The sequence below is a fragment of the Streptomyces sp. NPDC053673 genome (assembly GCF_055585225.1).
This window is the reverse complement of record NZ_JBVJKN010000030.1, coordinates 23,308-49,463: the sequence shown is the minus strand read 5'-3', so window position 1 is coordinate 49,463 and position 26,156 is coordinate 23,308. Positions and strand designations below refer to the sequence as shown.

Here is a 26,156-nt window from a genome sequence, read left to right as displayed (position 1 = left end):
GGACAGGCCGAGAAGGTGCCCGGCGTCCACACGCACCGGACAGGCCGAGAAGGTGCCCGGCACCCACACGCACCGGACAGGCCGAGAAGGTGCCCGGCACCCACACGCACCGGACAGGCCGAGAAGGTGCCCGGTGCCGCCGCGGTCGGGGGTCAGGCGGACTGGAGCGTCGCGTTCGACGGGGCGCGTGTCGACCGGAGGTCCGCGGCCACCGATTCCGCGTCGCGCAGCACCCGTACCGCGTTCTGCCACGTCAGCTTCGCCAGGTCGGCCGACGACCAGCCGCGGCGCAGCAGCTCCGCGATCAGGTTGGGGTAGCCCGCGACGTCCTCCAGGCCGTCGGGGACGAAGGCCGTGCCGTCGTAGTCGCCGCCGATGCCGATGTGGTCGATGCCGGCGGCCTCGCGCATGTGGTCGAGGTGGTCGGCGACCGTCGAGGCCGTGGCGACCGGGCGCGGATGCGCCGCCTCGAAGGCGCGGTGGATCTCCATCGCCCCTGGGGTGGTGTCCAGGTGGTGCAGCCCGTGCGCCCGCATGTTCTCGTCCGCCGACCGGGTCCAGGCCACCGCCTCCGGCAGGATGAACTTGGGGACGAACGTGGCCATCGCCACGCCCCCGTTCGCCGGAAGACGCTCCAGCACTTCGTCCGGAATGTTGCGCGGGTGGTCGCAGATCGCCCGCGCCGACGAGTGGGAGAAGATCACCGGCGCCACCGACGTGTCCAGCGCGTCCTGCATCGTCGTCGCGGCGACGTGCGAGAGGTCCACGAGCATGCCGGTGCGGTTCATCTCCCGGACGACCTCGTGGCCGAACGGCGACAGTCCGCCCACGCCGGGCTCGTCGGTCGCCGAGTCCGCCCAGTCGTTGTTGTCGTTGTGCGTCAGCGTCATGTAGCGGACGCCCAGCGCGTGCAGCGCGCGCAGCGTGGCGAGCGAGTTGTTGATGGAGTGGCCGCCCTCCGCTCCCATCAGGGAGGCGATACGGCCCTCCTTGCGCGCCGCCTCCATGTCGTCCGCGGTCCTGGCCCGCGCCAGGTCCGCCGGGTAGCGGGCGAGCAGCTGGCCGACGACGTCGATCTGCTCCAGCGTGGCGCTGACCGCCTCGTCGCCGGTCATGTCGCTGCGTACGTACACGGACCAGAACTGCGCCCCGACCCCGCCGGCCCGCAGCCGGGGGATGTCGGTGTGCAGGCTGCCGGTCAGGTCGCTCGCGATGTCGAGCCGGTCCAGGTCGTAGCGGACCCGCTCGCGCAGCGCCCACGGAAGGTCGTTGTGGCCGTCGGCCACCGGGAAGGACTCGAGAAGGGAACGGGCCTCGGCGAGGAAGTCCACAGCCGCCGCCCTACTTGCCGAAGCCGAAGGCCGGGGAGCCCTCGACCTTGGCGCGCAGCCGCCTGCCCTTCTCGGTCGCCTGGTCGTTGAGCTCCTGCTGGAACTCCCGCATCCGGGCCAGCAGGTCGGGGTCCTGGGTCGCGAGGATCCGGGCCGCCAGCAGACCCGCGTTGCGCGCGCCGCCCACCGACACCGTCGCCACCGGCACGCCCGCCGGCATCTGCACGATCGACAGCAGCGAGTCCATGCCGTCGAGGTACTTCAGCGGCACCGGAACGCCGATCACCGGCAGCGGGGTGACCGAGGCGAGCATGCCCGGCAGATGCGCCGCGCCGCCCGCGCCCGCGATGATCGCCTTCAGACCGCGCGCGGCGGCGTCCTCGCCGTACGCGATCATCTCGCGCGGCATGCGGTGCGCGGAGACGACGTCGACCTCGTACTCGATCTCGAACTCGTCGAGGGCCTGTGCCGCGGCCTCCATGACCGGCCAGTCGGAGTCGGACCCCATGACAATGCCTACGGCAGGACGGCTCATGCTGTTCACTCGACGATTGTTCCTCTCAGGTAGCCGGCGGCGTGACGGGCGCGCTCCAGCACGTCGTCGAGGTCGTCGCCGTATGTGTTGACATGCCCCACCTTGCGGCCGGGCTTCACGTCCTTGCCATACATATGAATCTTGAGCTGCGGATCCCGTGCCATGCAGTGCAGATAGGCCGAGTACATGTCGGGATAGTCGCCGCCCAGCACATTGCACATGACGGTCCACTTGGCGCGCGGGCGCGGATCGCCGAGCGGCAGATCGAGTACGGCCCGGACGTGGTTGGCGAACTGCGAGGTCACGGCCCCGTCCTGGGTCCAGTGGCCGGAGTTGTGCGGGCGCATCGCGAGTTCGTTGACGAGGATTCGCCCGTCGGTGGTCTCGAACAGCTCGACCGCCAGATGGCCGACGACATCGAGCTCCTTCGCGATGCGCAGGGCGAGCTGCTGGGCCTGGCCGGCCAGCTCCCCGTCCAGATCGGGCGCAGGGGCGATCACCGTGTCGCAGACTCCGTCGACCTGCCGGGACTCCACGACGGGGTAGGCGACGGCCTGGCCGTGCGGGGAGCGGACGATGTTCGCCGCCAGCTCACGGCGGAAGTCGACCTTCTCCTCGGCGAGCACGGGCACACCCGCCCTGAAGGGGGCCTCGGCATCGTCTTCCGTGCGGACGAACCAGACGCCCTTGCCGTCGTAGCCGCCCTGCACCGTCTTGAGGATCACGGGGAAGCCCCCCACCTCCTGGGCGAACGCCGTCACATCGGCGGGGTCCGCCACGATGCGATGCCGGGGGCAGGGCACCCCGATCTCCATGAGCTTCGCGCGCATCACGCCCTTGTTCTGGGCGTGCACCAAGGCGTCGGGCCCCGGCCGGACGGCGATTCCGGCCGCCTCCAGGGCCCGGAGGTGCTCGAACGGGACATGCTCATGATCAAAGGTGATCACATCACAGCCGCGCGCGAACTCACGCAGCGTGTCCAGGTCGCGGTAGTCGCCGATGACGACATCGCTCACCACCTGGGCCGCGGAATCCTGAGGGGTGTCACTGAGGAGCTTGAACTTGAGGCCGAGGGGGATGCCCGCCTCGTGGGTCATACGGGCGAGCTGACCGCCGCCGACCATGCCGACTACCGGGAACGTCACCCTCTCAGGGTATCCGGAGCTCCGTACGGCCCTGTCCGGTGTGCTTCTTCGTACGATGCCACAGCTCCGCGACACCTTCGCGGTTGTCCACAGGCAACTCAGAGGGGTGCTGGTTAGCATGGTCGGGTTGGTGTTTCCAACGCGATGTTCTCCGACGCGATGCTCTCCGCATCGTCGAATCGGCCGACCGGACGGGGCTGAACGATCACCATGAGCGAACGGGGCGCCCTGCGTGGGCGACTGAACCGGCTCGCGCGCGAGGTCGCCAAGTTCGGCGCTGTCGGCGCCATGGGGCTGCTCGTCAATATGGCAGTCTTCAATCTGGTGCGGCAGACCACCGACATTCCGGTGGTGCGGGCCAGCCTTCTGGCGACGTTCATAGCGATCCTCTTCAACTACGTGGGCTTCCGCTACTTCACGTACCGGGATCGCGACAAGAGCGGCCGCACCAAGGAGCTGACGCTGTTCCTGCTGTTCAGCGCGGCCGGAGCGGTGATCGAGAACGGTGTGCTGTACACGGCGACGTACGGCTTCGACTGGGACAGCCCGCTGCAGAGCAACTTCTTCAAGTGCTTCGGGATCGGCGTCGCGACGTTGTTCCGCTTCTGGTCGTACCGCACGTGGGTGTTCCGGGCACTGCCCGCCCGCGAGGCCGTGCAGACGGCGGAATCGTTCCTGGAGCAGCGCGCGGCGGAGCAGGAGCAGCCCCACCGGGTCCGTAGCTGACGCGCCCCGTGGCCGGGCACTGGTCCCGGGCGGCGGGCTTTCGCGTCAGCTGATCGCGCGTTCCGGCTCGCGCCGGCGGATCGCGCTTTACGGCTCGCGTCGGCGGATCGTGCGTTCCGGCTCGCGTCGGCGGATCGTGCGTTCCCCGTCGTCAGCGGATCGTTCGTTCGGGCTCCCTGAGCCGCCGCGCCTCCCGGCTCAGGAACAGGGCGAACACCGGAGGCTGCTGCTGCAGCAGCTCCAGCCGCCCGCCGTCCGCCTCCGCCAGATCACGGGCGACGGCCAGCCCGATCCCCGTCGAGTTGCGTCCGCTGATGGTCCGCTCGAAGATCCGGGCTCCGAGATCGGCCGGTACGCCGGGGCCCTCGTCGGTCACCTCGACGACGGCCTGGTTGCCGGTGACCCGGGTGCGCAGGGCGACGGTGCCGCCGCCGTGCATCAGCGAGTTCTCGATCAGCGCCGCCAGCACCTGGGCGACGGCGCCCGGTGTGCCCACGGCCCGCAGGCCCTGCTTGCCAGAGCAGACGATCGCCCGGCCCGCGCTGCGGTACGCGGGGCGCCACTCCTCGATCTGCTGCTTGACGACCTCGCCGAGGTCGAAGGCGACGGCCGAGCCGGTGCGCGGGTCGCGGGAATTCGTGAGCAGCCGCTGTACGACGTCGGTGAGCCGCTCCACCTGGGTCAGCGCGATGATCGCCTCCTCCTTGACCGTGTCCGGGTCGTCGGTCGCGGAGATCTCCTCGAGCCGCATGGAGAGCGCGGTCAGCGGCGTACGGAGCTGGTGGGAGGCGTCCGCGGCGAGCCGGCGCTCGGCGGTGAGCATGCGCGCGATCCGTTCGGCGCTGGAGTCGAGGACGTCGGCGACCCGGTCGAGTTCGGGGACGCCGTACCGCTTGTGCCGGGGGCGGGGGTCACCGGAGCCGAGCCGTTCCGCGGTCTCCGCGAGGTCGGTCAGCGGTGACGCGAGTTTGTTGGCCTGTCGCACGGCCAGAAGTACGGCGGCGACGACGGCGAGCAGTGCGACGGCGCCGATGATCATCAATGTGCGGCCGACTTCACGGGTGACGATGGAGCGGGACTCCTCGACGGTGACCGACTCTCCCTGCTCACCGGTGGCGGTGCCCCGGATCACGCTCCCGGAGGGCTGCTGCCCGATCTCGACCGGCGACCTTCCCGGAATACGGATCACCGCGTACCGGTCGGGCCCGATCTGTTCGGCGAGCACCCCGTCGTCGACCTTCTCGTGCTCCAGCACCTTGGCCTCGATGACGCTGACCAGCCGCAGCGCCTCCGAGTCCACGCTCTCCTGGGCGCTGCTGCTGATGGTGCGTGTCTCGACGATGACGAGGGAGACGCCGAAGACGGCGATGACGACGAGCACCACGGCCAGGGTGGAGTTGATGAGTCGGCGGCGCACGGTGCCCTCCGGGCGGGTTTTGCGGGGATGTGGGGGCGGGGCCCCCGCAGTCCTTGCTGCTCAGCTCTTCTCGAAGCGGAAGCCGACGCCCCGGACGGTCGCGATGTAGCGCGGGTTCGCCGCGTCGTCGCCCAGCTTCTTGCGGAGCCAGGAGATGTGCATGTCCAGTGTCTTGGTGGACGACCACCACGTGGTGTCCCACACCTCGCGCATCAGCTGGTCACGGGTGACGACCCGGCCGGCGTCCCGGACCAGGACGCGCAGCAGGTCGAACTCCTTCGCCGTGAGCTGCAGCTCCTCGTCGCCCATCCAGGCGCGGTGCGATTCGACGTCGATCCGCACGCCGTGGGTGGCGGGCGCCGCGGCCGGCTCCGTGGCGCCGCGCCGGAGCAGCGCCCGGACCCGGGCCAGCAGCTCGGCGAGCCGGAACGGCTTGGTCACGTAGTCGTCGGCGCCGGCGTCCAGGCCGACCACCGTGTCCACCTCGTCGGCCCGGGCCGTCAGCACCAGGATCGGCACGCTGTGCCCGTCGGCACGGAGCCGCCGCGCCACTTCGAGGCCGTCCATCCCGGGCAGCCCGAGGTCCAGCACCACCAGGTCGATGCCGCCCTGGAGCCCGGCGTCGAGCGCGGTCGGACCGTCCTCGCGGACCTCGACCTCGTACCCCTCCCGGCGCAGGGCGCGCGCCAGCGGCTCGGAGATGGATGCGTCGTCCTCGGCGAGCAGTACACGGGTCATGGGGTGATGGTAGTCCGCGGCGCGGACACGCCGAGGCGTGATCCACAAGGCCTGCCGGTCTGGGATGAGATCCTGTTCATCACCTTCGAAACTGGGCAGACGGTTCCACGTGGGCCTGTGATCCTCATCTCAAGCCCTTTCATATGCCCCACTGTCGTGTCGTATGGTGGCGAGACGCCTTTAGCACTACTCGGGGACCTTTGGCTGCTTTGTGCACCAAGGGTCTCTTTTCTGTGCGGAGCCGGCCATCAGCCGGTGCCGACAGTGAATGACCTGTGGGCCGGGCCTCTCGCGCGTCGCCGCGCGCGGGGCGTGGATCCCGGTGCGGACGTGTCCCTCGTCTTCGTTCACCAACGAATGACGGGCCCCTCGGGCGTGGGGCGGGACCTTCCCCGCCGGTGCCGGCCGCCCCCCACCGGGCGCGAGCACCCGCTCACCAAGCGGACGCGTCCCGAGCAGCAAGGATCGACATGGCGTCCAGCCTGACGAAGGACTCGGCGACCAGCCCCGCTGGCTCCGACAGGACCTTCTTCGGCCACCCCCGCGGCCTGGCCACCCTCTTCATGACCGAGATGTGGGAGCGCTTCTCCTACTACGGCATGCGTGCCCTTCTGGTTCTGTACCTGGTCTCCGGCGGCGCGGACGCCGCGACGGGCAGCCAGGGCGGCGGCCTTGCGATGACCGCGGTCACTGCCACGGCCATCTACTCCGTCTATGTGTCGATGGTCTACCTCATGGCCATGCCGGGCGGCTGGTTCGGCGACCGCGTCTGGGGCGCCCGCAAGACCGTCACCATCGCGGGCTTCGTCATCATGGCGGGCCACCTCTCGCTCGCCGTCCCCGGTCAGGCGATGTTCTTCGTCGGTCTCGCGCTCGTCGCGGCCGGCTCCGGTCTGCTGAAGGCCAACATCTCCACGATGGTGGGCCACCTCTACGACGGTCCCGACGACCCGCGCCGTGACGGTGGCTTCACGATCTTCTACATCGGCATCAACCTCGGTGCCTTCGCCGCGCCGCTGGTCATCGGCACCGTCGGTGAGAAGCAGAACTGGCACCTCGGCTTCCTGCTCGCCGCGGTCGGCATGGCGCTGGGTCTGGCCCAGTTCCTGATCGGCACCCGCAACCTGAGCCCGAAGAGCAGCGTCGTCCCCAACCCGCTCACCGCTCAGGAGCGCAAGGCCGTCCTCACCAAGGTCGTCCTCGGCACCGCGCTCGTCGCCGCCTTCTACGGCATCGTCGTCGCCGCCGGCATGTACACCCTGAACTGGGCGCTGGTCCCGATCACCCTCGCCGGTCTGCTCATCCCGGTCGCCGTGCTGGTCCGCATCAAGCGCGACAAGGATCTGGACAAGGTCGAGCAGTCCAAGGTCTCCGGCTACATCTGGTTCTTCGTCGCCGCGGCCGTCTTCTGGATGATCTACGACCAGGGTGGTTCGACCCTCTCGCTCTTCGCCGACAGCAAGACCGCCGACAGCCTGCTCGGCATGGCCTTCCCGGCCACCTGGTTCCAGTCGCTGAACCCGCTGTTCATCATGGCGCTGGCCCCGGTCTTCGCCTGGATGTGGCTGGCGCTGGCACGCCGCAACAAGGAGCCCAACACCATCGTGAAGTTCGCGATGGCCCTGGTGCTGGTCGGCGGCTCGTTCTTCGTCTTCATCGTGCCGATGGGCCTCGCGGGCGACGGCTCCAAGGTCAGCCCGATGTGGCTCGTCTCGATCTACATGATCCAGACGATCGCCGAGCTGTGCCTGTCCCCGGTGGGTCTGTCGGTGACCACGAAGATGGCTCCGCAGAAGTACTCGAGCCGGATGCTGGGTGTGTGGTTCCTGGCCGTCACCGCGGGCGACTGCACGACGGGGCTTCTCTCGCTCGCCGGTGTCGACCTGAACGGTACGGGCATCATCGGCCTGCAGGCCCTGCTCGCCGTTGTCGCGGGTGTGGCGATCTGGATGTACCGCAAGAAGGTCCAGGCGCTCATGGGCAACGTCCACTGACCTGGTCCGTACGCGCTCCGTGTACGAAGGGCCGCCGCACCGGTGTGGTGCGGCGGCCCTTCGCCGTTCTCGGAGAGACGTGACGAGCAGGTCGTGACCAGCGGATCGTGACCAGCGGATCGTGACCAGCGGATCGTGACCAGCAGGTCGCGATCAGCGGGTCGTGCCGCGCAGTCGCCGCCACGGTGTGAACGTGAACACCGCGCCGCCCAGCAGGATCACCGTGCCCGCGACGAGGGCGAGGGCGTGCAGGGCCCCGCCGTCCTCGGCGCCGGTTTCGGCGAGGCCGCCGCCCGAGGCGTCGCCGCCGCCCGCGGACCCGGAGGCCGATCCGCCGGAGCCACCGGAGCCGCCGCTCGCGCCGCCCGGCTGGGCGGAGGTGTCGAGCTCCAGGGAGACCCCGACATTCGCGGGCGGGGTGCAGGTCGTCGTCGTACCGAGGGCCTTGACCGTGAGGACGCCCGGGCTGAGCGTGGACTTTCCGCTGGCGCCCGGCTTGTACGTACCGGTCAGATCCGGGATCTCGATCGGGTCGCCGGCCTTGATGGGCTCCTTGTTCGTGGGGCCCTCGACATGGACGAAGCCCTTGTCGGCGCCGCCGAGCTTCACCTCCATGGACGGCTTGACGGAGTCGGCCGGGATATCGGCGGGGCTGTCCATGACGGACTTGGAGAACTTCACGGTGAGGTCGTAGTTCCCGCCGTTCTTCTTGGCGTTGATCTTCACCGGGGAGACGGCCTCCTTGTCGCCGATGGGCGTCTTGCAGGAGTAGGCGACCTGGACCTCCTTGCCCTCGAAGTCGGTCTGGCCGCCACCGCCGCCTGTCGTACCGCCGGAGCTGCTCGTGCCGCCGGCGGTCGATCCGCCGGAGTCGCTGCCACCGCTCGTGGAACCGCCGGAGCTGCTCGTGCCGCCGGCGGTCGAACCGCCGGAGTCACTGCCGCCGCTCGTGGAGCCACCCGTCGTCGTACCGCCCGAAGTCCCTCCGCCGTCCGTCACCTTGACGGTCGCGCCCGGCTGCACCGTCTCCTTCGGCGAGCACTTGGTGTCCGTCGAGATCGGCTTGGAGACATTGATGTTGTACGCGCCCGGGGTCAGCGTGATCTCGCCGGGAGCCGTCAGCTTCAGCTTGCCCTTCATGTCGGGCAGCACCATCGGGCTGTTCTTGGGGATCGGCGGGTTCTGCCGCGGTCCCTCCATCGCCAGATCGGCCGCCTGCGCCCCGGCGACCTTGAGGGTGCCCGTCGGTTTGACCGTGTCCTTCTCCAGGTCCAGGACGTCGGGGTTCTTGGACGCGGCCTGGACGGTCTTCCAGACCACCTCGATCTCGTCGCCGACCTTGGCCTCCGCGGGCGCGGTGATCTGCACCTTGGTGGTGCCCTGGACGGGCGGCAGACCGGAGATCGGCGGGGGGATGCACTCCGTCCTGTACGACACCTCGGCGGCGTGGGCCGGTCCCGCGGTCAGCAGGATCCCCGCGCCGCAGAGCATCAGCGCGACCCCTGCCGCGCTCATCCTCCGTTGCGTGCTCACGTGTGTCCCTTCGTCGTGGGTCGGTTCTCTGACGGTGCGGAGTCCGGGGTGAACCACGGCAGGGCCGTGGCGGTGGGTGGCACCGGTTCGGTGCGCGGTGCATTGCGGTGACGGCCGGGAGGGGAGGCGCCGCGCCGTGGTCGCATGCGGTCGACGACCGCCATCCCGATCCGGAACAGCGCGGCCGGGACGACCACGGCCAGCAGCACCCAGAAGAGCGTCACACCCCAGGGCCTGCCCACGCCCCACGGCTGCTCGACCAGCACCTTCGAGCCGTACCTCACCGAGACCTGGTAGTCGCCGTGCGCCCCCGCCGACAGCTGGACGGGCAGCTTGATCTGCGCTTTCTTCCCCGGCTGGATGGTGCCGCGCCACTGCCGCTCCTCCCACTGCGGGGCGAAGACGCCATGGGCGGTGCCGACCTCGAAGACGGGGTTCTGGACCGGGGCGGAGCCGAGATTGCCGACGGTGAAGACCAGCTCGCGGCTCGGCGGGGCGCCGAACCACACGAGCAGGCCGCTCGATCCCCGCAGATCGACGGCCGCGAGCACGGCGAGCTTCCCGCCTCCGGTGGATTGGGGAAGCGGGGCGGCGGGGTGACCCGCGACGGTGAACGGGGCGTCCACGAGGGCCTGTTCGCCGGTGACGGTCGCCACGTGCACGACGCACGGGCAGGGCTTCGGGGGCTCCGCGACCGGCATCTTCTTGCTGAACGCGCCCTTGGCGTCGGTGGTGACGGCGCGGCCGTCCGCGTTGGCGCAGGAGTTGGTGCCGCCGATCACGCCACGGTCGGGTGTGGCCTGTCCGCAGATGAGCATCATCAGCAGCGCGCCCGGTCGCCATCCGGCGCCGCTGACGGTGAGGTCGCCGCCTTTGCCCGCCTGCGGGGCGGAGAGGCTGACCGTGGGCTTGGTGTCCGTGGCGAGGGCGGGCGGGGCGATGGCCGCGAGGCTGAAGGCCGCGGCGAGGAGTGCGGCGAGGGCCACCGCGACGCGCACGCCGCAGGCTTCTTCCCTCCCCGCCCCTTCCCGCTGTGTCGATGTGCGGCTCCGCCGCATGGGGGCTCCGCCCCAGCCACCGCCGGGGCGCCGCCCCGGACCCCGCGCCTCAACCGCCGGCGGGGCTGATTCTGCGGGGCGGAGGGGAAACTTGCCGCCGTTCACCTTTGAGCTCCTGCCTTCGCCAATTGCCGTTGGGTAGCGGTCGGTTCGGCCATCGGCTGCCGACGGCGCGTGCGCCACAGCAGCGCTGCCCCGGCCGCCGCTCCGAGCGCAAGCGCCCCGCCCGTCACCCCGGCCCACGGCACGTAGACCGCGGAGGCCGTCGCCTCGGCCTGGGCGGCCCCCGGGGCCGTTGCACGGAGGGTGACGTCGACGGAGTCGAGGGCGGGCGGATCGGCCCAGAGTTCGGTCAGTTCGACGCGCTGTCCGGGGCGGAGTTCCACGGGCAGCGGGCGGGCAGGGCGCCGCAGCAGTTCGCCGGTGAGGCCCTCCGCGCGGACGGCCAGGCGCGGCGCGAGGACCGTGTTGCCGCGGTTGACCAGGGCGTAGTGGATGCGGCCTCCTTCCACCCGGACGTCCTCCACGGTGAGCGCGGCGAGGGTCGGGCCGCTGACCCGCACATGGACGCGTACGACCGCCTCGCGGCCGCCGGCCGACGCGACGACGCGGGCGGGGTGGTCGCCGGGCACCGCGGACGTCGGCACGGTGACGGCGAACGGCACATCGGCGCGGGTGCGGGGCGGAACGGTCACCGGGTCCCCGGCGAGGGCGATCCAGCTGGTCCCGGCCGCACGCAGCCGTACGGTCAGCGGCTCGGTACCGCGGTTGGTCACGGACAGCCGGTCCTCCAGCACCGTGCCCGGCGGGCCCTCCACGTAGACGTACGGTCTGCCGCCTGTCGCGGGCTCCGCCGTCCAGCCCGGCTCGGCGGCCGTCGCGGCGGGCGCGGCTGTGGAGAGCACGTACAGCAGTGCGGCGGCGGCAGCGGTGATCACGGCGCTCCCCCGGTTGTGTCAGCTCGTGGACCGCGCGTCGCTGCGGCGGGTCAGCCACAGGACGCCCGCCGCTCCCGTGAGCAGCACGGTGCCGCCGAGCGTGCCGAGCGCGAGGGCCGAGTCGAGCGGGCCGGTCCTGGGCAGTTCGCCCGAGCCCGAGGCCGTCTGCGAACCGCCCCCGCCGCCCGAGCCCTGGACGTCGAGTTCCAGCGACGGCTTCGGATTGTTCTTGGGGGTGCAGGTCGTGGTCGTACCGAGTGCCTTGATGGTGAGCACCCCGGCGGTGAAGGTGACCTTGCCGCTCTTCTTCGGGGTGTACGTACCCGTCAAGTCGTTGATTTTGATGGGGGTGTTGGCGGGAATCGCCGCCGCGTTCGGCGGTCCGGACACCGGGACCGTGCCGTCCTCCACGCCGCCCAGCTCGATGAGCGCGCTCGGGTTCATCGCGCCCTTGCCCAGCTCGACCGGGCTGGACGACACCCCTTTCTGGAAGGACATCGTGAGTTTGTAGCCGCTGCCGCTCTTGACGCCCTTGATGTCGATCGGCGACACGGCGCCCTTGGGCCCGATCGGCGTCTGGCACTGGTAGTTCACGTCCACGACTTCGGCATGGGCGGCGGGTGCGGCCATCAGCACCACCGAGCCCGCCACCGCCGCTGCCAGGGTGAGAGCTGTCCGCTTCTGGTACGACACCTCGAATCCCCTCATGCCGGAAGGTCGCCGAATGTTACTGACGACACATCAGATTGGGCGCTCAAGGTACGCCTGGGCCCTGATGGAGGGAAGACAAAGAGCACGGCGGATCACCGTGCTCCACAACAGCTTCAAAACCGCGGGGTCGCGCCGCCGCCGGACAGGACGCCAAGAGGCCGCCGGACAGGACGCTAAGAGGGCGCGGCCAGCTCCGCCCACACCGTCTTGCCGGGCATCCCCGGCGTCCGCACCACTCCCCAGTCCAGGCAGAGCCGCTGCACGATGAACATCCCGTGCCCGCCGGGCCGGCCGGCCCGGTGCGGGGTGCGCGGCGCCGGCTGGCCCGTGCCGCGGTCGGAGACCTCCAGGCGCAGCACCTTCGCGTCGCTGGAGACCCGCAGCCGCTCGGGGCCCTCCGCGTGCAGACAGGCGTTGGTGACCAGCTCGGAGACGACGAGCAGGACGTCCTCGGCGGCCGCCCTGCGGTCGGCGGAGGCGGCGGGCAGCCAGCCCCAGTCGTAGAGGGCCTGCCGGGTGAAGTCGCGGGCGAGCGGGACGATGCCGCTGGCGCTTTCCAGCGCGAGGGTGCGCATCCGGCCGTCGGGGACGACGGATCCACCGTCGGCGTCGTCGGCGCGGGCACCGGTCGGCTCGGGGCCGTGGTCGCCCGGCGGATGCTGCCGGGTGGTGCTCATCAGCGCTTCACCTCACCGATTCACCAGTTCGCAGTTGAGTCAATACAGAGAGTGCGGGGTTCCGTGCAGTCCGCGGGGGTCTCCTGCCCGGACGTGTCGCGGCAACACCCACGCGGCCGGACGGACGGCGGCGGTCAGTCGGTCAGTGCCGCTCCGAGCGAGTCATGAACGGTGAAGACCGCCTCCGCACCGGTGATCTCGAAGACCCGGGCCACGACGGGCAGCATCCCGGCCAAATGAACCCCTCCCCCGACAGCCTCGGCCTTGAGCCGGGCACCGAGCAGCACATTGAGGCCGGTGGAATCACAGAACTCAAGGTGTGAGCAGTCGACGACCAAGCGTGTACGCCCTTGATCCAGCGCGTCGTCGAGTGGCGCACGCAACAGATCGGCCGTGTGGTGATCGAGCTCACCCGCCGGCGTCACGACTTCACTCCGGCCCTCGGTTCGCACCTCGACCCGAAGTCGGCCCCGATTCGCGCTGCCGACCGTCCCACGGTCCATGCCCGTCCCTCTTCGCCGATGCCGTCTGACGTCCGTAGAACATTACGCCTTTCGTACGCCGGCTGGCACTCGAACTCCCCCATAAAACAGACATGTATGACATTTGACACTTGCAAGGTTCGGCAAAGACCGGGTAGGGCTAGTAGGGACACCAATCAACACGGCCGGCTTCGGAGGCGCCGCACACCGCAGCGACAGAAATTGGCATCGGCAGCCATATGCCGAGAACGATGGAGGAGACCATGTCACCCCGGCTCGACGAATCGCGAACCCCCTACGCGCCGTCGACACGTCTGCACGATCACCTCGAATCCCCCGAGCACAACGAGATCCACGAGCACCACGCGAACGACCACAAACAGCTCGAACACTCCGAGCAGCTCGGACAGCTCGGTCTCCCGGCGATCCCGCCGTTCGACGAAGTCGGACCGGTGGACGCCCGGGCGCTGTCGAAGACGCTCTTCGCCCGCCTCGAAGTCCTTGAGGAAGGCACTCACGAGTACGCGTACGTCCGCAACACGCTGGTCGAACTCAACCTCGCCCTGGTCAAGTTCGCCGCCTCCCGGTTCCGCTCCCGCAGCGAGCCGATGGAGGACATCATCCAGGTGGGCACGATCGGCCTCATCAAGGCCATCGACCGCTTCGAGCTCAGCAGGGGCGTCGAGTTCCCGACCTTCGCGATGCCGACCATCGTCGGCGAGATCAAGCGCTTCTTCCGCGACACGTCCTGGTCCGTGCGCGTGCCGCGGCGGTTGCAGGAGCTCCGCCTCGATCTCGCCAAGGCCGGCGACGAACTCGCCCAGCAGCTCGACCGCTCACCCACCGTCGGCGAGCTCGCCGAGCGGCTCGGCCTCAGCAACGACGAGGTCGTCGAGGGCATGGCGGCGAGCAACGCGTACACCGCGAGCTCGCTGGACGCCCAGCCGGAGGAGGACGAGACCGAGGGCGCCCTCGCGGACCGCATCGGGTACGAGGACCATGGCCTCGAAGGCATCGAGTACATCGAGTCGCTGAAGCCCCTCATCGCCTCGCTGCCGCCGCGCGACCGCCAGATCCTCTCCCTCCGTTTCGTCGCCGGCATGACCCAGTCGGAGATCGGCGACGAGCTCGGCATCTCGCAGATGCATGTGTCGCGCCTGCTCTCCCGCACCCTGAACAGGCTCAGGAAGGGACTCACGGTCGAGGAGTGACCGTCGTGACCGTCCCCGCCCGAAGGGTCCGTTCCGTCAAGGGACGGGCCCTTCCGCCTTATTGACGGTGCGGTCCGGTATGGGCCACATTGAGCCCGGGGCTCAGGGGGGACGATATGGCTGTTGGGGAGCCGCTGGGGACATGGGAAGCGCGGATGCGCGACCGCCTCGGCAGGGAATGTCTCTACGTACCGTCGTGCCGTCTCGGGCTGTACGTGGCACTGCGCCACTGGTGCCGGCCCGGTGGGCGGGTGCTGATGTCGCCCGTCAACGACGACGTCATCTTCTTCGTGGTGCTCGCCGCCGGACTCCGGCCCGTCCAGGCGCCGCTGGACCCGCGCGACGGCTCCATCGACGTCGCGGCCGTCCCCGACCCGGTGTGGGGCGGGCTGGCCGCGGTCATCACCACCAATCTGTACGGAAATCCCGACCCGGCGCCCGAACTGCGGGCCCGCTGCGACGCGTCGGGCATACCGCTGCTGGAGGACGCGGCGCACGCGATCGGGTCGCGGGTGGGCGGGCGCCCGGTCGGTTCGTACGGTGACGCGTCGGTCTTCAGCCTCTCCAAGCACACGGCGGCGAAGACCGGGGGCTTTCTGGCCCTCGCCGACCCGTCGTTGCGCGGCGCTCTGGAGGAGGCCCGCGACGACCTCCTCGTACCGTCCCGGCTGCTCTCCGAACTCGCCTACGCCGTACGGCCGTACGCGGAGGCGGGCGTGCGCGGACTGCGGCTCGTGCGGGCGGCACGGGCGGTGATGCGGCTGCTCGGCATGGAGGAGCGCGAGGAGATCCGGATGCCGTTGCGGGCGGGCGAACTGAAGCAGGCGGTGTCGGCGGCGCCCGCGCTCGCCCCCTTCCACTCCTGGGTACGGGTCGACATGCACGACTACCGCGTCACCGCGGGACGGCTGCGGCACAGACGCACGGCCCGGCTGCTGGACCGGCTCGACGAGCGTCTCGACGCACATCTCGTCGGCACGCGGCGGCTGTTGGCGACCCCGTGGGGCGCACCCGGACCCGGACCCGGCGGAGTACAACCGCTGTTCCGCGTCCCGCTGCTGGTCGCCGACCGCGACGCCGCGATCGCCGCGCTCGCCCGGCACCGCATCACCACGGGCTACCTCTACGATCCGCCGCTCGACGACTATGCCGGCGAGCTCTTCACGGACCTGTCCCCGTCCCCCGAACCGGCCCGCTGGTTCGCCCGCCACGCCCTCCCGGCGGATCCGCTGAAGGCGGAGCGCATCATCGCCGTACTGCGGGAGTCGGGCGTACGCCCGGCCGACGTCCCGCCCCGGGGCGGGACCGGTGGCTGATACGACCCGACTGCGCGGACCTGACGCGGCCGGGGAGGCCCCGGCCGCACCGGCCGCGGTCGCCGCCGAAGCGGCCGGCGGGGACTCGATGTTCCGCAACGCCTATGCGCTGATGCTGTCCACGGGGGTCTCGGCCGCGCTGGGGCTGGGGTTCTGGCTGGTGGCCGCGCGGTACTACACGGAGGAGGCCGTCGGACAGGGCTCGGCGGCGATCGCGGCGATGCGGCTGCTCGCGTCGGTCACCGCGACCACGATGATCGGCGCGGTGGTGCGGTACGTACCGCGGGCCGGGCGGGCCACCGGACCGCTGGTGTGGCGGGCGTACGCGGTGAGTTCGCTCGTGGTGTGCGTCGCCTGTGCCGCGTTCCTGGTCACGCTGGACCTCTGGGGGCCCTCGTACGCCCCGCTGCGCGGCTTCACCGCCGGGCTCGTGTTCACCGCATCGTGCGTCGCGTGGGCGCTGCTGACGCTGCAGGACGGGGTGCTGACCGGGCTGCGCAAGGCGGTGTGGGTGCCGGTGGGCAACGCCGTGTTCTCCATCGGCAAGCTGCTGCTGCTCGCCGCGTTCGCCACCGCCATGCCGGTGCTCGGCGTCTTCGTGTCGTGGGCGGCGGCGATCGGCCTGTCCGTGCTGCCCCTCGGCTGGCTGGTCTTCCGCCGGCTCATTCCCCGGCAGGCCGCTGCCGACCGCGACCGCGAGCCGCCGCGGATGCGGGACATCGGACGGTTCCTCGCCGGGGACTCCGTCGGGGCGCTGTTCTCCCTGGCGATGATCAATCTGTTGCCGGTGATGGTCGCCGTCCGCTTCGACGCCGCGCACAACGGCTTCTTCTACATCGCCTACACCGTCGGCGGCACGATGGAGTTCATGGCCATCAACATGGCCTCCTCCCTCACCGCACACGCCTCGCACAGCCCGGACAGCCTCGCCGACGGGGTGCGCGGGGCGCTGCGGCGGATGACGGTGCTGCTCGTTCCGGTCGTCGTCGTCCTCGTCGTCCTCGCCCCGCAGATCCTCGCCCCGTTCGGCCCGGACTACGCCGAGCACGGCACGACGGTGCTGCGGCTGCTGGCCGCCGCAGCGCTGCCCCGCGTCGTGGTCGAGCTGTACATCGGAGTGCTGCGCGTCCAGGGGCGTACGGGCGTGCTCGCCGTGCTCCAGGGCGCGATGTGCACGCTGGTGCTGGGCAGCGCGGCGGTGCTGCTCGGCCCGGCCGGGATCTCCGGTGCGGGTCTCGCCATGCTGCTCTCCATGTCGCTGACGGCCGTCGCCTCGGCACCGGGCGTACGGGCGGCGCTGATGGGGCGCGAACCGAGGCCGTCCCGGGCCGCCCGGCTGCTGCGACGGCGCCGGACCGGCGCCGAGAAGTACGGCACGACCTGGGCCCGCAAGGCGGCCGAGCGGCGGGCGGCGGACGCACGGCAAGACTCCGACTGGACGCGCGAGACCGTGTATCTGCGGGGTGTGCACGAGACGGCGACCCCCGCCTTCGGGATCCCCGTGTACGTCCCCCAGCAGGCGTCCGGACGCGAGGACGAGTCCTGGCTGACCACCTGGCTGTGGCTGCTGCTCGGCCTCGCCGCCGGACTGTTCTGGATCCCGCTGTCCCGGGCCGAGGACGTCACCGCCGGGCGGCTGTCCGGCACCGAGCTGCTTCGCGCCCTGCCCCCGGTCACGGTCACCGCCGGCGTGCTGCTGATCGTCTTGTGCAGCGCGGCGGTGTCGCTGCACCGGCTGCGCCCCGTACTGCTCGCCGCCGGGTTGCTGACCACCGTCGCCGCGCTGCACACCGCGCCGCTGCTGCTGGGGATCAGGCCGCACCCCGCCGCCGGGCCCGGACACACGGCGCTCGCGGACCTTCTCGCCGGCGCGGCGGGGCTGGACAGCACCGCCGGCATCCTCGCGGTCCTGCCGATCGTGCTGCAGCTGCTCTGCCTGGGCCTGGCCGCCACCGCGCTGCACGCCCTCGGCGCGCCCGGCCGGGTCACGGCGGGCGCGGTGTGGGTGCTGGCGGTGGCGGGCTGGGCGGCCCAGGCCGCGTTCGCCGCGGCCGCGCTGCCCGTGCTCACCGGCTTCTTCGCGGCGGCGGTCGCGGCGGTGGCCTACGCCCGGGCGAGTGAGCCGAAGGGGCGCGCGGCCCGCAGCCGGAGGCTGCTCAGCGAACACAGTGAAAGGGAGAACGCGCAGAGGTCCTGAGGGCTGTATTGAACATGCGGCTACCGCCGCGCGAAGGACCGAGCACGATCGACCGTCGACGCACGCTAGAGCGCCCCGGTGGGGGTCCCCCCGGCCGAAGGCCAGGGGGAGAACCGAGCCTCAAAAGGAGGGTACGCGCTGGTTGAAGTAGGCGTCCTGGCCTGCCCGGCGGTAACCCTCCAGGCCTGGACCGTCGTTGACCGTCAGATCGCAGCCCGCGCCCGGCACCGCACGGTTCCAGTGCACCATCGCCTTCACCTTCGGCAGGGTCCTGGCGACCTGAGGGATGGCGGTGTACCAGTCGCGCTGGCGGTCCGGGTCGGCCGGATCGGGAACGGTCGCGAACTCGGCCAGCATCAGCGGCTTCTTGTCGGAGATGTTCGCGATGAGCCAGTCGTAGGTGGGCCGCTGGCTGCGGTCGAAGTCCTTCCAGTCCGTGGTGTTGTGGCAGGTGAAGTAGTTGTACTGGTCCATGGCGAGCCAGTCGACGTAGTCGTCGCCGGGATACAGCTGCTTCATCAGATCGGCGCTGCCCAGGTATCCGGAGACCGTCCACACCCATACGACGTTGTGGGCGCCGAGCTTCTCGAAGCGGTCCCGGAGATGGCGGTAGGCGGCGACGTACTCCTCGGGGCTTCCCGCGCCCTCCTTGATCCGGGCGTCGACCTCCTGGTCGAAGGAGAGGAAGACCCGCTTCCCGTACGCCTTGATGCGACGGATCTGCGGGTCGATGATCTCGGAGTCGTACGTGCCGGACGCGATGTTCTTCCAGCCGAGCTGGGTCTCGGTGTAGTTCTCGTGGTGCGGTTCCTTCCACACCGTCGACTCCCAGGCGAGCATGAGCATCCGGTCCCTGCCCAGCTCCTGCTCGTCGGGGGTGAGCAGCTGTCCGTCGAGCTCGTTCCCCGACATGTCGTGGTACGTGTACACGAGGTCGAGCCTGCGCCCGATCTTCTTCTCGAACGCGCGTACCGGTGCGGTGAGCGATCCGGTCCTGTCGTACGGGATGTACGCACCCCACCAGGCGCCGCAGCGTGGGGCCAGCTTGGCGTCGGGAGCGCACGGACCGGTGATCGCCTCCCCCGAGACGGCGTTCCTGGGTAAGCCCTCGTCCGCCGTTCCGTCGTCGGCGGTGGCCCAGATCCCGAGTCCGGCGAGAACGGCGGCGACCGCGACGAGGACGATGGCGGCGTAGCCGCGGCGGTAGGGCTCTGAGTGGCGTCCACCCATCAGCCACCGCCGCCGGGTTCAGGGCCTGTCCGGGCACGTTCTGCGCCGGAGGAAGCACGCGTGCCCTGTGCGGCGCCGCGGGTGGCGGCGGGCAGCGGCAGTCCCGGCAGTGCGGAGACGACCGTGGCGAACGCGGCGAGCGGCACCAGGAACGCGATCGCCGAGAAGGCCTCGACGAGGAACAGCGAGGTGGCGGTGAGTACCCCGAGGGAGAGGCTGATGGGCGCGGCCAGTGCGAACGCCTCCAGGCGCGCGGCGGGCCGCAGTCCGCCCGGCTGTGGATAGAGCAGAGCGAGGCCCGGGCCGAAGGAGACGAAGAGGAGTACCGGTATCCAGCGCAGGGGTGAGCCGCCGGGCAGCAGGGTCGCCGCGAGCGCCACCCATCCGGAGGCCGCGACACCCACTCTGAGCTGTGTCCGGTTCATGGTCACGGTCATGTTCACGGGCATGTTCATGTGGTGACGCCTCGCGATCGGTACTCGAGTACAACGCCGTAAGGATGCTCCTCGACGACGGTGAAGAGCGGTGATGCGGACAGTTTGGTGCGCAGCGTGTCGAAGCCGCCGGACGGCAGCAGGCCCTCACCCGCCGTGTAGAGGTCCTGAGTGCGGGTGAGGATGACGTACGCCGTCGAGCCCGGTGGGATGCCCTCGGCCAGATATCCGGCCGGGTCGGCGAGCATCTTCTGGTTCTCGGGGAGCTCCTGCTCGGCGAAGAACCAGTGCTCCAGCTCGTCGTAGCGGTGCAGGGACTGCGGGAAGGACCCGGTGGCGGCGAGGATGAGCGTGCCGTCCGGGGCCCCGTCGATGGCCCGGGTGACCATCGCGGTCTCGGCGGGCGGGGTGTAGTTCATCCTCTCCTTGCCGTAGTACGACGGCAGGAACCCGGCCACCAGCGCGATCAGGGACATGGGCAGTGCTACGGCGGCGATCCGCCGGCGCACGGTTCTCGCCCGGGCCGACGCGCCCCGGACGGCGCCGGCGGCGGGCACCAGCGCGGCGGCGGCGAAGAAGGCCGCACCGGGCAGCCCGAACAGATAGACGCGGAAGAGCATTTCGCCGCCGTAGTCGTTGACGACGAACAGCGGAAGCGGCGCCACCGACACCAGCAGCAGTGGCAGTGCGCTGCGGGTGAGACGGCGGCGCGCGACCACGGCGACAGCGGCGAGCGCGGCGACCGCGAGCACCATCAGCACATTGGCGCGGCCCGCGAGTTCGGGCCCGGGTCCGGTGAGCTGACCGGCGTACCCGGCGCGGGAGTTCCGGGTCAGCTCACCGAGCGACTCGCGCAGGGTGCTGAGCGTCTCGACGAACAGCGGCCGCCCCATGGTCAGGTCCCAGATCAGCATCAGCAGTCCGGCGACACCCAGGAGCCCGAAGTTGCGGTAGCGGCGCGTGAGGGCGAGCGCGAACAGCGAGGCACACAGCATGACCGGCGTGAGCTGGTGCGAGGCGTTGATCGCGGCGATCAGCGGGGCGAGGATCAGCACGCAGACGGCGCGCTGGCGCAGCCCGGTGGGCGGCGGCACGGTGGTCGCCGCCGGGTCGAGGCAGGTGCGTTCGCGCAGCTTGCCGGCCGAGCCGGGCAGCACGAAATGGCGCAGCACCACGGCCAGTACGGTCAGATGAAGGATGTACGCGAAGCCCTGCGGTGCCAGATAGTCCTGGCCGACCCAGTTGGCGAGCTGGAAGATCCAGACGGCGGTCCACACCAGCCGCCAGTCCTCGGTGAAGGTCCGGTAGATCAGGATCAGCACCGGCATGAGCAGCAGACCGAGCACGATCGGCGCCCAGTTGAGGTACGCGGCGGCGCTCTCGACTCCGAACGTGCGGACGAGGGCGGCGTTGAGGCTGAAGAAGCCGGGCCACTGGTCGTACGCCGACATGTTGCCGGACAGTGCGGCGTTCGGCCGCAGTTCCCCGTTGGCGAGGAGCATGGTGATCACGGCGTCGTGCTTCGAGGCCCAGGGGTAGCGCACCGAGTCGTACAGCACGGCGGGCGGTGCCTTGAGGGCGAACAGCAGCCCCACGCAGTAGGCGGCCGGCCACCAGGGCGCGGTACCGGCGCGCCGCAGACTGATCAGGAAGCCACCGGTCAGGACCAGGAGCGAGGCGTAGAAGGCGGCCGGCAGGGCGTCGAGGAGTCCGTAGTCGCCCATGGTGCGGAACCCGATGCGCGGCAGGGCGTACGTCCACAGGCCGATGCCGACGAGCAGCGGCAGCCACGTGAGATCGGGCAGGGCGCGGCGCCTGCGCGGGAGCCGGGTGGCGGCGTCGGCCGGCGGTTCACGGTCCTCGGTCCGCTTCGCGGGCGGCAGCGCACTGCTCCCGGTGACCGGTGTGGGCACACGTTGCTGCACAGTGCGGCTCCCCCCACGGATGTGGTCGCGGCCGTCACGCCGCTGTCCCTTTCAGCGAAGTATATGAATCTGGTTCGGTTTTGGGTGACTCTCGTACATCTTCACCCGGCGAATTCCGGGCCCTTCACGGCCGCCCGCGCCCTTCGGTAGAACCGCCAGCCCATCGTCGGCAGCGAGTCCGGGTACGGTGCGACCCGCGCGCCCGTGCCCTCCATCCACGCCTCGATGTCGGCGACCGTATGGCTGCGGCGCAGGATGAGCCGGGCGATGCGGTACGCCTCGTCCGTCTCCGAGCTCAGTGCGTGGCGTACGGCGACGGCGGACTCGTAGCCGGCGGCGCGCGCGGCGCGGCGCACGGCGCCGCTGTTGTAGCCGTGCGGATAGGCGAGGTGCCGCACGTCGTGACCGAGGGTGTCCTCCAGGACGGCCTTGGAGTGCCGCAGTTCGTGGCGCAGCCGCCGCGCGCCGAGCGTGTCCAGCTGAGGGTGGGTCACCGTGTGCCCGCCGACCTCGATGCCGTACTGCTCCAGCTGGGGTGCCTGCGCGAGGGTCATCATCGGGGCGGGCGGCAGCAGACTGTGCAGGCCGGGAGTGATCGCGCCGGTGGTCAGGTACGCCGTGGCGGGCAGCTCGCGGGAGGCGAGCGCCTCGGCGGTGGGACCCGGCAGATCGGCGAAGCCGTCGTCGAAGGTGAGGACGACGGGCCGGGGCGGCAGGGGCCCGCCACGGCCGGCGAGATGGTCGGAGAGGGCGCTGATACGGATCGGGGTGCGGCCGCTGGCGACGATCGCGTCGAGCTGCAGGCCGAACTCCTCGGGGCTGACGGTGAATTCGGCGATCCAGTCGGGTGGATCGTCCATCACGGCGTGGTAGAGCAGCACGGGAATGCGCGGGGCTGTCCGGGGCATGGGCCCACCGCCTCTCATCGCTCCCCCCGGGTGCCCCAGGGGGACGGGAGTCCGCGTACCCGACGACGGGCCCTCGCATACCCGATCGGGCCGTACAGCATCCCGCGCCGCTCCAGCCGGGAGAGGCTCCGCGGCCAGGGGTGGCTGTGGGTGCCGTGCTGCCCGGGAACATCCGTGCGGTGGTCCGCGTCCCGGTGGGCGGTCATCGCCCGGGCGTGGGCGAGGCCGCGCGGCACCCGGGCGAGCAGGGCCGGGAGCAGCGCGGGGCGGCGTGCGACGAGCGCGGTGAGATACGCGGTCAGCCCGGCGCCGTATCCGTACGCCTGGTTCCGCAGGTCCTGCGGGGTCTCCCGGTGGTGGTGCCAGATCAGCGCGTCCGGTGTGTACCGCAGCCGGTGGCCGTCGGCCAGGATCCGTGCGAACGCGTACAGGTCGTCGCCGCCGCGTGCGGGGGTGCCGGTGCCGGTGGCCGGGTCGAACCCACCGACGGCTCTGAGGGCCCGGGTACGGAAGGCCATGTTGGCGCCGGACCCGAAGCGCCCTGCCGTGAACGGGAACAGCGGCTCGTCGGCGGGTGGGCGCGCCGGGTCGTAGGTGCGGGGTGCGAAGCCCTTGGCGAAGCCGCCGTGGCTTTCGAGAAGGATCTGCGCGGGCGTGGTCAGCCGCGCCGGAACGATCAGCCCGGTCACGCAGCCGATCCTGGGGTCGTCGGCGAACGGCGCGGCGAGCGCGGTGAGCCAGTGCGGGTCGGCGACGACATCGTCGTCGGTGAAGGCGATCACCGTCCCGTCGGCGGCGGCGACTCCGCGGTTGTGCGCGGCGGCCAGTCCCGGCACGGGTTCGCACACATAGCGGACCCGATCGCCGTACTTGTGCTCGACCAGGTCGCGGGTGGCGTCGGTGACCGGCGCGTTGTCGACGACGACGATCTCGAAGTCGGTGTGGTCCTGGGCGAGGAGCGAGTCGAGGGCGCGGGCGAGCCGGCCGGCGCGTTCACGGGTGCCGACGACGACGCTCGTACGGGGCAGATCACCGAGGAGCTCCGGCGCCGGGGCCCGTGTCCCGGCGAGGCGCTCCCGGGCGAGCGCGGCGAGCACCCCGGCCGGGTCGGCGCCTTCGGGGACGGTGCCGGTCAGGGTGGCGACCGGGCGGCCGCGGAGGCGTACGAGGACGAACACCTCGCCGGTGGTGACGGGCGGCCCACCGGGGCCGGGGCGCAGCGCGAGCACGCCCGCGCCGCCCGGTCTGTCGTCGAGCGTGTCGAGGTCGAGTTCGGCGACCTGGAACATGTGCGTCCCCCCAAGCGGTGTGGGCCGTTCAGCGACCCGGCCGATTTCCCGGTCGGTTACCGGGCCGATTGCCCGACCGGCCGAAACCCGGCCGATCGCCGGGTCGGCTACCGGGTCGGCTGCCAGGTCAGTTGCCCCGCAGCCGGCCGACCCGGTTGAGCGCCCTCTGCGCGTATCCGGCGAGGCGTGGCCGGTTCCGTACGTAGCTGTGGGCGCGGCGGGTGGGCTCTCGGCTCAGCCGGTAGAGCGCCGCCCGCGCCCCCGGCCGGGTCGAGGAGCCTTCGTGGACGCGGAGTTCACCGGTCTTGAGTGCGTCCTTGTACTCGGCGGCGCCGCGGCCGAGGTCGAGCATGCCGATGCCTTCGGTCGCGGCGGCCTCGGCCATCCGCAGATGCAGGATCAGCCCCGGCGAGTACTTCGCGAACTCGGTGTCGTACGACGGGAACCAGCACGACAGCACCGTGCGCGAACGCAGCCCGAAGTGCGCGGCGACGGGCCGGTCCGCGGCGTACAGCACGGAGAGGACTCCGGAGCAGCCGGGCGTACGGGTCTCGTGCAGGCGCCGCACGAGCGTGCTGATCCACTCCTGTGCGAAGCGGTCGCGGCGGCCCGTCCTGCGGTACTGCGCGGACTTCCACTCCATGAGCGTCCGCAGCGCGGCGGGATCGCGCTCGTCGAAGACGAACCGCGTCTCCCCCGTCTGCCGCCCGAGCTTGCGCTCCTTGGCGGTCGTGGTCCTGTGGAACTTGGGCGACTGGGCGCGCAGCCGCTCCTCGTAGGCCGCGTACCCCTCGCCGACGTCGATGACGGGCGAGCCGAACTCCTCGACGCTGTCGGGCACGAAGAGGCTCTGCCCCGCCTCCAGGTTGTCGAACTCCCAGGCGGACAGCGCGCAGGCGCGGAGCAGCTCGCGCGCCCCGAGCCGCAGTCCGGGCCGCAGCACCGCGCCCTGGCAGTCGGACACACCGAGCCCGATGGCCCGGCCGTGCCCGAAGGGCCCCTTCTCGTACGGGAAGAACCCGGCCGGGAGCCCGTCGTCCTCGATGACCGCGATCCTGGCCCCGGGCCGTACCCGCGCGACGGCCAGGGTGAACTCGGGCTCCATGAACGGATTGGCGGGGGCTCCGGACTTGGCGCGCAGTTCGCGCCAGGACTCGGTCTCCCCCTCGTCCAGCTCCCCGGGCTTCACGACACGAATGTGCACACCGCTCAACTCGACCCCCCGGTCTTCCCCCTTGAGCTTCCCCGGACAGGACGGTACCGGCCGAAATCCCCCCGGGATAGGGAGCGAAGGTCAAGCTGTGACCAAACGGTGAAGCCATGCGAAGCTCCGTGAAAGGTGGGGCGAATGGGACGCGTCCGAGGCGAACCTCACATCACCTCTAGTGCCGCGACCGGCAATGTTTGCCCGTCAAGGAGCGTCGTCCGGTGCGTGCCATCGCAAGGCGGCCGGAAGTCCTTGTAGCGGAGCTACCAGGGCTTTTGGCCAACGCAGCGAGGGTGCGTGCCGGGCGGCGCGACAGGGCAAAGCTTGCCGGGAGGGGCACTAGGGCAGGCCCTAGGGGAGGTGCAGCACGGCGAGGTCGTAGCGTTCGGCGACAGGGGCGGGATGCGTGAGCCGCTCGGCCTCGGCGTCGGCCTCCAGACAACGCAGTCCGTCGCGGAACTCCGCGGCGGTGAGGTGGGTGAACTTCGACTGGGGCCGGGACACCATCCGGGCGTGGTACTCACGCAGGCTTCCTGTGACCGGCTGGGCGAAGGACGTGACCTCGTGAACCGCGAAGCCGGCGGCGGCGAAGTCGGCGAGCACATCCGAACGGGACGGAAACCGCTGCGTGTCCACCTCACGGAGTCGTGGCCAGTAGTCGTAGACGAGCGCGTCCAGGCGCTCCCGGAACGTGGTCCGGATGACGGCCACACCGCCCGGTCGCAGAATCCGGGCCAGTTCGCGCGCCGCCCGGACCCTGTCGGGCAGATGGTGGATCACGCGTGACAGCAGGGCCAGGTCGAACCGGTCGGCGTGCATGGGCACGGCTTCGGCGGTGCCCACGACGTAGTGGACCGCGGGGTGGGCGTTGCAGCGCCGGGCCTCGGCGAGCATGGGCACGGAGGGGTCGACGCCGACCACGACCGACGCGTCGAGCCAGCGGGCCAGAGCGGAGCAGAACATGCCCGTTCCCGATCCGATCTCCACGACCGCGGGCGCCGGGCGGTCGGTGAAGGACCCGATCAGCTCGGCCCAGGCGCGAAGAGACGCCTCCGGCATCTCGTTGCCGCCCTCATAGACATCGACCAGCCGTTCATCGTCATGGACGCGTCTCATACGGCCGATCCTCTGCCCGGGCTTTCCTCCGGGCAAGC

Annotated in this window: 23 protein-coding genes; 5 read left to right on the top strand and 18 right to left on the bottom strand. The window is 70.9% G+C overall.

Annotation, left to right across the window (positions count from 1 at the left end; all coding sequences use genetic code 11):
- Positions 1 to 152 precede the first annotated feature (152 nt).
- The 3 genes from ACZ6ZQ_RS30785 to ACZ6ZQ_RS30775 are packed head-to-tail and all read right to left on the bottom strand — an operon-like array spanning position 153 to position 3,011.
- Positions 153 to 1,331, bottom strand: coding sequence for a dipeptidase (locus tag ACZ6ZQ_RS30785; RefSeq protein ID WP_469771795.1), 1,179 nt, complete (start codon positions 1,329 to 1,331; stop codon positions 153 to 155).
- Positions 1,332 to 1,341: 10 nt separating this feature from the next.
- Positions 1,342 to 1,866 carry a 5-(carboxyamino)imidazole ribonucleotide mutase gene (gene purE, locus ACZ6ZQ_RS30780; protein ID WP_469771794.1) on the bottom strand — a complete coding sequence of 175 codons (525 nt, stop codon included), beginning with the start codon at positions 1,864 to 1,866 and terminating at the stop codon, positions 1,342 to 1,344.
- A gap of 5 nt (positions 1,867 to 1,871) precedes the next feature.
- Positions 1,872 to 3,011: a 5-(carboxyamino)imidazole ribonucleotide synthase gene (locus tag ACZ6ZQ_RS30775; protein ID WP_469771793.1), complete on the bottom strand. Its 1,140-nt coding sequence runs from the start codon at positions 3,009 to 3,011 to the stop codon at positions 1,872 to 1,874.
- Positions 3,012 to 3,221: 210 nt separating this feature from the next.
- Here ACZ6ZQ_RS30775 and ACZ6ZQ_RS30770 point away from each other — a divergent pair, with 210 nt between their 5' ends.
- Positions 3,222 to 3,737, top strand: a complete 516-nt coding sequence (locus tag ACZ6ZQ_RS30770; RefSeq protein WP_469771792.1) for a GtrA family protein — start codon at positions 3,222 to 3,224, stop codon at positions 3,735 to 3,737.
- Between the two features lie 151 nt (positions 3,738 to 3,888).
- Here ACZ6ZQ_RS30770 and ACZ6ZQ_RS30765 read toward each other — a convergent pair whose 3' ends face one another.
- Positions 3,889 to 5,154 (bottom strand): ATP-binding protein, encoded by a 1,266-nt coding sequence (locus ACZ6ZQ_RS30765; protein WP_469771791.1) that lies wholly within the window; start codon positions 5,152 to 5,154, stop codon positions 3,889 to 3,891.
- Positions 5,155 to 5,214: 60 nt separating this feature from the next.
- Positions 5,215 to 5,892, bottom strand: coding sequence for a response regulator transcription factor (locus ACZ6ZQ_RS30760; RefSeq protein WP_453661258.1), 678 nt, complete (start codon positions 5,890 to 5,892; stop codon positions 5,215 to 5,217).
- A 470-nt stretch (positions 5,893 to 6,362) separates the two neighbouring features.
- Between ACZ6ZQ_RS30760 and ACZ6ZQ_RS30755 the strand changes: the two genes are divergently transcribed.
- A complete protein-coding gene (locus tag ACZ6ZQ_RS30755) occupies positions 6,363 to 7,886 on the top strand; it encodes a peptide MFS transporter (protein ID WP_469771790.1) in 1,524 nt (507 codons plus the stop codon).
- A gap of 153 nt (positions 7,887 to 8,039) precedes the next feature.
- Here ACZ6ZQ_RS30755 and ACZ6ZQ_RS30750 read toward each other — a convergent pair whose 3' ends face one another.
- The 6 genes from ACZ6ZQ_RS30750 to ACZ6ZQ_RS30725 all read right to left on the bottom strand — a co-directional run bounded on the left by ACZ6ZQ_RS30750 (position 8,040) and on the right by ACZ6ZQ_RS30725 (position 13,306).
- Positions 8,040 to 9,401, bottom strand: coding sequence for a hypothetical protein (locus ACZ6ZQ_RS30750; protein ID WP_469771789.1), 1,362 nt, complete (start codon positions 9,399 to 9,401; stop codon positions 8,040 to 8,042).
- Between the two features lie 14 nt (positions 9,402 to 9,415).
- A complete protein-coding gene (locus ACZ6ZQ_RS30745; protein ID WP_469771788.1) occupies positions 9,416 to 10,477 on the bottom strand; it encodes a hypothetical protein in 1,062 nt (353 codons plus the stop codon).
- 101 nt (positions 10,478 to 10,578) lie between these two features.
- Positions 10,579 to 11,415, bottom strand: a complete 837-nt coding sequence (locus ACZ6ZQ_RS30740; RefSeq protein WP_469771787.1) for a COG1470 family protein — start codon at positions 11,413 to 11,415, stop codon at positions 10,579 to 10,581.
- 18 nt (positions 11,416 to 11,433) lie between these two features.
- A complete protein-coding gene (locus ACZ6ZQ_RS30735; protein ID WP_469771827.1) occupies positions 11,434 to 12,108 on the bottom strand; it encodes a peptidase in 675 nt (224 codons plus the stop codon).
- Positions 12,109 to 12,299: 191 nt separating this feature from the next.
- On the bottom strand, positions 12,300 to 12,803 hold the full coding sequence (locus ACZ6ZQ_RS30730; protein ID WP_469771786.1) for an ATP-binding protein: 504 nt from the start codon (positions 12,801 to 12,803) through the stop codon (positions 12,300 to 12,302).
- Positions 12,804 to 12,937: 134 nt separating this feature from the next.
- Positions 12,938 to 13,306, bottom strand: coding sequence for an STAS domain-containing protein (locus ACZ6ZQ_RS30725; RefSeq protein WP_453667077.1), 369 nt, complete (start codon positions 13,304 to 13,306; stop codon positions 12,938 to 12,940).
- Positions 13,307 to 13,548: 242 nt separating this feature from the next.
- On the opposite strand from ACZ6ZQ_RS30725, the gene ACZ6ZQ_RS30720 reads away from it, so the two are divergent.
- The 3 genes from ACZ6ZQ_RS30720 (at position 13,549) to ACZ6ZQ_RS30710 (ending at position 18,009) form a co-directional block, all read left to right on the top strand.
- Entirely contained in the window at positions 13,549 to 14,496 is a 948-nt protein-coding gene (locus ACZ6ZQ_RS30720; protein ID WP_469771785.1) for an RNA polymerase sigma factor SigF, read from the top strand.
- Between the two features lie 116 nt (positions 14,497 to 14,612).
- Positions 14,613 to 15,812, top strand: coding sequence for a DegT/DnrJ/EryC1/StrS family aminotransferase (locus ACZ6ZQ_RS30715; RefSeq protein WP_469771784.1), 1,200 nt, complete (start codon positions 14,613 to 14,615; stop codon positions 15,810 to 15,812).
- Positions 15,805 to 18,009 (top strand): lipopolysaccharide biosynthesis protein, encoded by a 2,205-nt coding sequence (locus tag ACZ6ZQ_RS30710; protein ID WP_469771783.1) that lies wholly within the window; start codon positions 15,805 to 15,807, stop codon positions 18,007 to 18,009. Before ACZ6ZQ_RS30715 ends, ACZ6ZQ_RS30710 begins: the two co-directional genes overlap by 8 nt.
- Positions 18,010 to 18,129: 120 nt before the next feature.
- Here the strand turns inward: ACZ6ZQ_RS30710 and ACZ6ZQ_RS30705 are convergent, their stop codons facing one another.
- The 7 genes from ACZ6ZQ_RS30705 to ACZ6ZQ_RS30675 form a co-directional block, all read right to left on the bottom strand.
- Positions 18,130 to 19,239: a glycoside hydrolase family 26 protein gene (locus ACZ6ZQ_RS30705; protein WP_469771782.1), complete on the bottom strand. Its 1,110-nt coding sequence runs from the start codon at positions 19,237 to 19,239 to the stop codon at positions 18,130 to 18,132.
- The gene (locus ACZ6ZQ_RS30700; RefSeq protein WP_469771781.1) at positions 19,239 to 19,694 is read right to left on the bottom strand and encodes a hypothetical protein; all 456 of its coding nucleotides are present in this window, start codon (positions 19,692 to 19,694) and stop codon (positions 19,239 to 19,241) included. Before ACZ6ZQ_RS30700 ends, ACZ6ZQ_RS30705 begins: the two co-directional genes overlap by 1 nt.
- The gene (locus tag ACZ6ZQ_RS30695) at positions 19,691 to 21,598 is read right to left on the bottom strand and encodes a hypothetical protein (RefSeq protein ID WP_469771780.1); all 1,908 of its coding nucleotides are present in this window, start codon (positions 21,596 to 21,598) and stop codon (positions 19,691 to 19,693) included. The genes ACZ6ZQ_RS30700 and ACZ6ZQ_RS30695 overlap by 4 nt, the downstream gene beginning before the upstream one ends.
- A gap of 101 nt (positions 21,599 to 21,699) precedes the next feature.
- Positions 21,700 to 22,506: a polysaccharide deacetylase family protein gene (locus tag ACZ6ZQ_RS30690; RefSeq protein WP_469771779.1), complete on the bottom strand. Its 807-nt coding sequence runs from the start codon at positions 22,504 to 22,506 to the stop codon at positions 21,700 to 21,702.
- A 14-nt stretch (positions 22,507 to 22,520) separates the two neighbouring features.
- Positions 22,521 to 23,795, bottom strand: a complete 1,275-nt coding sequence (locus tag ACZ6ZQ_RS30685) for a glycosyltransferase family 2 protein (protein WP_469771778.1) — start codon at positions 23,793 to 23,795, stop codon at positions 22,521 to 22,523.
- Between the two features lie 127 nt (positions 23,796 to 23,922).
- On the bottom strand, positions 23,923 to 24,999 hold the full coding sequence (locus tag ACZ6ZQ_RS30680) for a GNAT family N-acetyltransferase (RefSeq protein WP_469771777.1): 1,077 nt from the start codon (positions 24,997 to 24,999) through the stop codon (positions 23,923 to 23,925).
- Positions 25,000 to 25,353: 354 nt separating this feature from the next.
- The gene (locus ACZ6ZQ_RS30675; RefSeq protein WP_469771776.1) at positions 25,354 to 26,118 is read right to left on the bottom strand and encodes a class I SAM-dependent methyltransferase; all 765 of its coding nucleotides are present in this window, start codon (positions 26,116 to 26,118) and stop codon (positions 25,354 to 25,356) included.
- Between the last annotated feature and the right edge of the window lie 38 nt (positions 26,119 to 26,156).

Coding starts and splice junctions, on each gene's coding strand:
- purE (WP_469771794.1), bottom strand. CDS start 1,866: ATGAGCCGTCCTGCCGTAGGCATTGTCATGGGGTCCGACTCCGACTGG.
- ACZ6ZQ_RS30770 (WP_469771792.1), top strand. CDS start 3,222: ATGAGCGAACGGGGCGCCCTGCGTGGGCGACTGAACCGGCTCGCGCGC.
- ACZ6ZQ_RS30760 (WP_453661258.1), bottom strand. CDS start 5,892: ATGACCCGTGTACTGCTCGCCGAGGACGACGCATCCATCTCCGAGCCG.
- ACZ6ZQ_RS30755 (WP_469771790.1), top strand. CDS start 6,363: ATGGCGTCCAGCCTGACGAAGGACTCGGCGACCAGCCCCGCTGGCTCC.
- ACZ6ZQ_RS30750 (WP_469771789.1), bottom strand. CDS start 9,401: ATGAGCGCGGCAGGGGTCGCGCTGATGCTCTGCGGCGCGGGGATCCTG.
- ACZ6ZQ_RS30745 (WP_469771788.1), bottom strand. CDS start 10,477: ATGCGGCGGAGCCGCACATCGACACAGCGGGAAGGGGCGGGGAGGGAA.
- ACZ6ZQ_RS30730 (WP_469771786.1), bottom strand. CDS start 12,803: ATGAGCACCACCCGGCAGCATCCGCCGGGCGACCACGGCCCCGAGCCG.
- ACZ6ZQ_RS30725 (WP_453667077.1), bottom strand. CDS start 13,306: ATGGACCGTGGGACGGTCGGCAGCGCGAATCGGGGCCGACTTCGGGTC.
- ACZ6ZQ_RS30720 (WP_469771785.1), top strand. CDS start 13,549: ATGTCACCCCGGCTCGACGAATCGCGAACCCCCTACGCGCCGTCGACA.
- ACZ6ZQ_RS30715 (WP_469771784.1), top strand. CDS start 14,613: ATGGCTGTTGGGGAGCCGCTGGGGACATGGGAAGCGCGGATGCGCGAC.
- ACZ6ZQ_RS30705 (WP_469771782.1), bottom strand. CDS start 19,239: ATGGGTGGACGCCACTCAGAGCCCTACCGCCGCGGCTACGCCGCCATC.
- ACZ6ZQ_RS30700 (WP_469771781.1), bottom strand. CDS start 19,694: ATGAACATGCCCGTGAACATGACCGTGACCATGAACCGGACACAGCTC.
- ACZ6ZQ_RS30690 (WP_469771779.1), bottom strand. CDS start 22,506: ATGCCCCGGACAGCCCCGCGCATTCCCGTGCTGCTCTACCACGCCGTG.
- ACZ6ZQ_RS30685 (WP_469771778.1), bottom strand. CDS start 23,795: ATGTTCCAGGTCGCCGAACTCGACCTCGACACGCTCGACGACAGACCG.
- ACZ6ZQ_RS30675 (WP_469771776.1), bottom strand. CDS start 26,118: ATGAGACGCGTCCATGACGATGAACGGCTGGTCGATGTCTATGAGGGC.